The organism is Paraburkholderia sp. SIMBA_053 (genome assembly GCF_046534895.1).
GTDB lineage: Bacteria > Pseudomonadota > Gammaproteobacteria > Burkholderiales > Burkholderiaceae > Paraburkholderia > Paraburkholderia caledonica.
This window is the reverse complement of sequence record NZ_JAWRXU010001163.1, coordinates 1-255: the sequence shown is the minus strand read 5'-3', so window position 1 is coordinate 255 and position 255 is coordinate 1. Positions and strand designations below refer to the sequence as shown.

Below are 255 nucleotides of genomic sequence, written 5' to 3'. Positions count from 1 at the left end.
GATGGGTCTTCTTCGGCGGTCGGCGGGTTCGCGGTGAGCTCCTCGATCAGCCCCGCCCTTGCTTCGCCTGCGCGGGCCTGGAGCAGCAGAGCGGCCGCCTCGGCGTCGAACGCGGTGTCTCCGGCGAGGGGCTGCGACAGCTGCACGATCACGTTCCCCGTCGAGGCGAATGCATCGAACGAGCGCCAGTTCAGCCCCGCGTCGACCAGCGTCCCCGCGAACGCCCTGACCTCATCGGAGGCCTCGGGAATGACG

1 protein-coding gene is annotated in these 255 nt (G+C 70.2%); it reads right to left on the bottom strand.

The window, feature by feature from the left end; genetic code table 11:
- A partial coding sequence (locus SB753_RS39305; RefSeq protein ID WP_410805455.1) for a hypothetical protein occupies positions 1-255 on the bottom strand: 255 nt, incomplete at both ends.